The sequence below is a fragment of the Thiocapsa sp. genome (assembly GCF_011390875.1).
GTDB lineage: Bacteria > Pseudomonadota > Gammaproteobacteria > Chromatiales > Chromatiaceae > Thiocapsa.
In genome coordinates this window covers 1-5,711 of sequence record NZ_JAABRP010000262.1, presented here as the reverse complement: position 1 = coordinate 5,711, position 5,711 = coordinate 1, and the positions used below count along the sequence as shown (strand labels likewise).

The 5,711-nt window shown below is 63.4% G+C and carries 7 protein-coding genes and 1 tRNA gene; 3 read left to right on the top strand and 5 right to left on the bottom strand.

Features of this window, described 5'->3' with window-relative positions; translation table 11 throughout:
* Positions 1-1,054: porin (locus GPT33_RS16665; RefSeq protein WP_296811179.1), on the bottom strand; the 1,054-nt coding region annotated here is incomplete at its 3' end.
* 125 nt (positions 1,055-1,179) lie between these two features.
* Between GPT33_RS16665 and GPT33_RS16660 the strand changes: the two genes are divergently transcribed.
* On the top strand, positions 1,180-1,485 hold the full coding sequence (locus GPT33_RS16660; protein ID WP_296811175.1) for a hypothetical protein: 306 nt from the start codon (positions 1,180-1,182) through the stop codon (positions 1,483-1,485).
* An 89-nt stretch (positions 1,486-1,574) separates the two neighbouring features.
* Here GPT33_RS16660 and GPT33_RS16655 read toward each other — a convergent pair.
* From GPT33_RS16655 to GPT33_RS16640, 4 genes are all read right to left on the bottom strand, one after another.
* Positions 1,575-1,648: transfer RNA gene (locus GPT33_RS16655), tRNA-Gln, on the bottom strand.
* Between the two features lie 145 nt (positions 1,649-1,793).
* A complete protein-coding gene (rpsI, locus tag GPT33_RS16650) occupies positions 1,794-2,183 on the bottom strand; it encodes a 30S ribosomal protein S9 (protein ID WP_093032335.1) in 390 nt (129 codons plus the stop codon).
* Positions 2,184-2,194: 11 nt separating this feature from the next.
* Positions 2,195-2,632, bottom strand: a complete 438-nt coding sequence (gene rplM / locus GPT33_RS16645; RefSeq protein WP_296811121.1) for a 50S ribosomal protein L13 — start codon at positions 2,630-2,632, stop codon at positions 2,195-2,197.
* A 280-nt stretch (positions 2,633-2,912) separates the two neighbouring features.
* Positions 2,913-3,224, bottom strand: coding sequence for a (2Fe-2S) ferredoxin domain-containing protein (locus tag GPT33_RS16640; protein WP_296811116.1), 312 nt, complete (start codon positions 3,222-3,224; stop codon positions 2,913-2,915).
* 149 nt (positions 3,225-3,373) lie between these two features.
* Between GPT33_RS16640 and GPT33_RS16635 the strand changes: the two genes are divergently transcribed.
* On the top strand, positions 3,374-4,618 hold the full coding sequence (locus GPT33_RS16635; protein WP_296811114.1) for a (Fe-S)-binding protein: 1,245 nt from the start codon (positions 3,374-3,376) through the stop codon (positions 4,616-4,618).
* A gap of 423 nt (positions 4,619-5,041) precedes the next feature.
* Positions 5,042-5,686 carry a 2-polyprenyl-3-methyl-6-methoxy-1,4-benzoquinone monooxygenase gene (gene coq7, locus GPT33_RS16630; protein ID WP_296811112.1) on the top strand — a complete coding sequence of 215 codons (645 nt, stop codon included), beginning with the start codon at positions 5,042-5,044 and terminating at the stop codon, positions 5,684-5,686.
* The last annotated feature ends 25 nt before the right edge of the window (positions 5,687-5,711 follow it).

Here is a 5,711-nt window from a genome sequence, read left to right as displayed (position 1 = left end):
ACATGGCCTTGACCATGTTGTTGCCGAATGCATACCCGGCCTGGACTTGCCACAGCTCCTTCTCCAAAGGATCAGCAAAGCCGACGCCACCGTTCTGCACCCACAATTGGCCGCCCGGGAGATCTTCCTGCTTCTCGTAAATGGCCGTCAAAGTGAAGCCGTTCCAGTCGAGCAGGCCCAGACCAATACGCCACTTGCTGTAGTCGTCGCTAACGAATGCCGGGTTCGCGATCTCCTCACCCGTATCCGGATCGATGCCGAGCGGATTGCCGAGCAGGACCGTATTCGAGTTCATGAACAGGTCGTTGCCGAACAGCTCGTATGCGGCCGAGACGTAGAAGGGGCCGTTGCTGTAGATACCGGCAACTGACCAGCCCTCGGCGATGCTGTCGGCGAAGATGTTGCCGGCCGAGAAATCACTGACGGTCGAGCCGCCGCCCGCATGCACAGCGGCCATGAGCTGGAATCCGGCCAGGCTCGGGCTGATGTAGGCAATTGCGTTGTCGACACGCTTGTCATCGAAGCCGACGGTGCCGTTGTAGTCGGCCATGGTGTCGGAGAACAGATCGAGCTTGCCGGTGGAGATCTTCAGCGGGGTGTCGTGACGACCGACCAGGAAGGTACCCCAGTCGCCGGCGAGACCCAGGAAGCTGTTACGCATGGTCGGCGAGTTGTTGGAGCCGGTGGCAGCCAACCGGTTCGACTCTTCGGTCATCTGGATGCCGAACTCGACTTGGTAGATCGCCTTCAGGCCATTGCCCAGATCCTCGGAGCCCTTGACGCCGATGCGGTTGGCACGGCCCTCGCCGGGAAGGTAGCCGCCGCCGTTCAGGCCCCAGCCCTTGAAGTTCTGATCCCGATCGGGAATCTGCCGGACGATATCGCCGGTCTCGGGATCGATAACGGTGAGAACTTGACCCTGCGAGATCACGTTGGTGACGTCGGCGTAGTCGATGGACATGTTCAGCTTGCCGTACAGGATAGCTTCGGCCATCGCGGCGCCCGGGGCGACCATCGCGGCAGCGACCGCGAGGCTAAGGATCTTCTTGTTCATACTCTTCTCCGCTGTTGTGAATTTGTCAGATAGACTGCAGAAACCGAACGCAATCATGCTTTGCGCACTGAACTATAGTGTAACGCGGAGTGTTTTGCAACAGAGTGGGGCAAAAAAAGACACACATGGATAAAGTGTTGCTTTTTGGCATCGACGAGGTGCGATGCGGGTGTGTTGTGGTCTGTCTGCCGGTCTGGCCGTTCAGCGAAGAGGTGTTTTTCAACAACAACCTTCGCGTCAATACTCGGTGGTACGCGGCCGCCTCGCTCGAGGGGCGTGCCGAGGCTCTCTTCATCGGGCGGCCGAAACATCACCGACAAATCACCACACCGTATCCCTCCGGAAACCCGAAGCACGCCGAGTGCTCGTTTGAAGTCGACGATGTGGACGCTACAACGCGGAGGTGTCGCGCCGGGTGTACAGCAGCGTGAGTAGGGTTCGGGCGATGGACAAGCCGGTGACTTGTCTGAAGAGATGCGGTGGCTCGCGGGTGCAGCTGGCGCGTGTGTCTGGCGGGGTGTGGCTGGGGGACTAGGATTCGAACCTAGGTTGACGGAGTCAGAGTCCGCTGTCCTACCACTAGACGATCCCCCAAAATCGGGTCGCGGTGCCTGCATCGGGGAGGGTTGATGCCCGGCAATCAGACCGCAGAGGAAGCGCGCTCCGGCTGCGGTAACCGATGAAGACGGCTCGGGCGTGCCGAGCCTGCGACGGGAGCAACTGCTCCGCGGTCGAGCTGTTAGCGCTTCGAGAACTGAGGGCGCTTACGGGCCTTGTGGAGGCCAACCTTCTTACGCTCGACCTCGCGGGCGTCGCGAGTCAGGAAACCGGCGCGCCGCATCGGCGAACGAAGGTTTTCGTCGAAAAGCACCAGCGCCCGGGCAATACCGTGGCGGATCGCGCCGGCCTGTCCCGTATTGCCGCCCCCGGCAACGGTCGCCTTGATGTCGACCCGGTCGAGCAACCCGGCGGTCTCGAGCGGCTGGCGCACGACCATCCGAGCCGTCTCGCGACCGAAGAACTGATCAAGCGGACGATCGTTGACCGTGATGTTGCCCGACCCGAGGGTCAGGAAGATCCGGGCGGCGGACGTCTTGCGTCGACCGATGGCGTGTTGTCTCTCGGACATGCGTCTGATTCCTAAACGTTGAGCTCAAGGACTTGCGGCTGTTGCGCCTGATGACCGTGCTCCGGCCCGGCGTAGACACGCAGCTTCTTGAACATGGCCCGCCCGAGCGGCCCGCGCGGCAGCATCCCCTTCACGGCGATCTCGATAGCACGCTCGGGTTTGGAGTCGAGCAACTTGGCGAGATTCGTCGACTTGAGGTTACCGATGTAGCCGGTGTGGTGGTAGTACATCTTGTCTTCGCGCTTGTTCCCGGTCACCCGCACCTTCTCGGCATTGATGACGACCATATAGTCGCCGGTGTCGACATGGGGTGTGTACTGCGGCTTGTGCTTGCCGCGCAAGCGAAGGGCCAACTCGCTCGCGAGCCGCCCGAGGGTCTTGCCGTCGGCATCGACCAGATACCAGGCACGGCGAACTTCCGCCGGTTTTGTACTCACTGTCGTCGTCATGTCCTTCGCTCCGGGATGCCGTGCTCGCGTTGTCCCGACATCGAACGATATTCGCGGCAATATGCCGGTGCGGTTCGAATGCCGAGGCGCGCGCGGGCCGTCGATTTCGTTTTCTGTGTCGAGAAAGACCGCGAAGTCTACGTGACGAAATCGTTGTGCGCAACTCGAAATTTAAGCCGCGATTCAGGCCGGTAACCTTAAACCGCACCCGGCGCGGTATGCGATGTTTCTGGATGGGATCGGCCCCGGCCGATTTGACGAGCGTTGGAACCAGCGCGGTTTAGGGTAACCGCAGCCGATCCACCACCTGCCCGCCGATCAGATGCTCCTGCAGGATCTCCTCCAGATCCTCGCTGTCGACGTAGGTGTACCAGGTGTCCTCCGGATAGACCACGACTACGGGTCCTTCCGCGCAACGGTCGAGACAACCGGCGGTATTGATGCGCACCCCGCCGCGCCCGGTCAGGCCCAGCTCCTTGGTGCGTCGCTTGAGGAAATCCCGCATCGCCGATGCCCCGCATTGGTTGCAGCATTGGCTGCCGTCCTCACGCTGGTTGGTGCAGAAAAAGACATGGTAGCGGTAGTACGACATCTTAAATGACCTGAATTGAACGCAAGACGACCGAGGAAGGTTAACATAATCAAGTCCCGCAGCGACCGAGCGCCACGTCCGAGGCAACAGGTTCGCCGGCATGGATGCACTCCGACCGAACCGACCGAACCACTGGACGACACCGCCGATTGAAGACCTCGACCGGACACCTCCACAGCCTCTCGCAGGCCGGCGCAGCCCGTGAGCTGCTTCAGCTTGCCGATCAATGCGTCAAATGCGGGCTGTGCCTGCCCCACTGCCCGACCTTTCAACAGGCACGCCAAGAGGCGGACTCACCGCGCGGGCGGATCGCCTTGGTCCAGGGGTGGCTGGGCGGCGACCTGGCGATGACCCCGACCCTTGCGGGGCATCTCGACGGCTGTCTCGGCTGCCTGAACTGCCAGCGCGTTTGCCCTTCGGAGGTCGCCTACGGACGCATCGCCGATCAGGCGAAGGCGCTGCGCACTGCGACATTGCCGGGGCCGCAGCGGACCTTCAATCGGCTTGCGCTCGGCGCCTTGTCCAGCGCGCGGTTGATGGGCCGATTCGCCTGGCTTCTCCGCTTGTACCGCCGCCTTGGCCTGGCCAGACTGACGGAGTTGATGCGGCTCGACCGACTTCCCGCACTTCGCCCCTACCATCGGATGGGGACTGCGATGGCGGCCGTCGCGCGGCCGATCGCCGCACGTGATCCCGAGTCGCCCGATGGCGATCTCTTCCTCGGATGCATGGGCGCCGCCGCCGAGGGACGTGCCGTCGAGGCGACCCTTAAGGTTGCGGCTCGACTGAATCTGCGTCTTCGTATCGTCTCGCCCGACACCTGCTGCGGCGCCATGCTCAGACACAACGGATTGCCCGCCGAGGCCGACGCCCAGCGCGATGCCTGCGTGCGAATTCATGGCGAGCGCCCACTCGTCGGTCTGGCGAGCGCCTGTGTGGCCGAGCTTCGAGGCGATCCGGCGCTGCGCGACACCCGGGAGCTGTGCGCCTTCTTGGACGGGCTCGAGTGGCCTGAGTCGCTGCGGATTCGCCCCGATCGGCGTCGCGTAATGGTTCACGAGCCCTGCTCGCATCGCAATCAGCTCGGCGGGAATGCCGCCGTCCATCGACTGCTCGCGCGCATCCCCGGTCTCGCGGTCACGCCGATGCCGTCGGGCCAGGGCTGCTGTGGTGCCGCCGGGACCTACCTACTCCAGCACCCTGCCATGGCCGAGGCGCTGCTCGCCGACCTGCTGGCACCGGTACGCCTGGACGCGCCGGACGTGATCGTCACGACCAATCCGGGTTGCGCCCTGCATCTGGCCGCAGGGGTTCGCGAGGCCGGGCTGGATATCGCGGTCCTGCACCCCGTCGAGCTGATCGCCGCCGCACTCGACCCCGAGCCTTGGTCGTAGGATGGGTAGAGCGCAGCGAAACCCATCCTCCAAGCACCAACGCCACGTTCCCGACCGACAGAGCGCAGCGAAACCCATCCTCCAAGCGCCAACATCCCGTTCCCGACCGACAGAGCGCAGCGAAACCCATCCCCCACACGCCGATATCCAACCCGTAGCGCCTCGAGCGCAGCGTGCCCAACGTGCCCAACGGCTCCCCGATGCCGGCGCGGGTTGGGCACGCTGCGCTTTGCCCAACCTACCCGCCTGTTTTCCTTTGCCTCCTTTGCGCCTTTGCGTTTCAAAATGCCGGGTTCCGGGCAATCGATTACGACAACGACAACGATTGGACATGGAACCGGGCCCGGCCGCCCGCATACTCGTCACACGGCGGCAAATCCCCGATACTGACCGCGACGCAACACTTTTCGAACGGAGCAATCCATGACGACACGCCGTTTGACGCCCATCGACCAGGTCCTGATCAACGCCGATCACGCCTTGCGGACCTTGTTCGGGCGCCCTCAGACCACCGAACGACCCAACCCGGCAGAGGACATCCCGGAGGCGGAACTCACCGACGAGCAGCGTCGGCACGTCGCTCGCCTGATGCGGATCAACCACACCGGAGAGGTCTGTGCCCAAGCCCTCTATCAGGGCCAGGCGCTGACCGCCAAGCTGCCGGACACGCGCAAGCGTATGGAGCGCTCCGCCAAGGAAGAGAACGATCACCTCGCCTGGTGTGCCGCGCGTTTGGAAGACCTGGGAGATCGCAAAAGTCTCTTGAACCCGCTCTGGTACGCGGGCTCCTTCGCGATGGGCGCGGCGGCCGGGCTGGCCGGCGACAAGTGGAGCCTCGGCTTCGTCGTCGAGACCGAGCGTCAAGTCGAGGACCACCTCGACGAGCATCTGGAGCAAATCCCGATCGACGACGAGAAGACACGCACCATCCTTGAGCAGATGAAGGCCGACGAGGTTCACCATGCGCAGATCGCCCACGCCGCAGGCGGCGCCGAGCTGCCGGCGCCGATCCGTTCGGCAATGCGGCTCACCTCGAAGGTGATGACAGGGACGGTCTATTGGGTCTAAACCGCACTCTTCGGTGGATGGACGT

What these genes read in the sequence shown, in the direction of transcription:
- GPT33_RS16660 (WP_296811175.1), top strand. Translation starts at nt 1,180, where the DNA reads ATGGATAAAGTGTTGCTTTTTGGCATCGACGAGGTGCGATGCGGGTGT.
- rpsI (WP_093032335.1), bottom strand. Translation starts at nt 2,183, where the DNA reads ATGTCCGAGAGACAACACGCCATCGGTCGACGCAAGACGTCCGCCGCC.
- rplM (WP_296811121.1), bottom strand. Translation starts at nt 2,632, where the DNA reads ATGACGACGACAGTGAGTACAAAACCGGCGGAAGTTCGCCGTGCCTGG.
- GPT33_RS16640 (WP_296811116.1), bottom strand. Translation starts at nt 3,224, where the DNA reads ATGTCGTACTACCGCTACCATGTCTTTTTCTGCACCAACCAGCGTGAG.
- coq7 (WP_296811112.1), top strand. Translation starts at nt 5,042, where the DNA reads ATGACGACACGCCGTTTGACGCCCATCGACCAGGTCCTGATCAACGCC.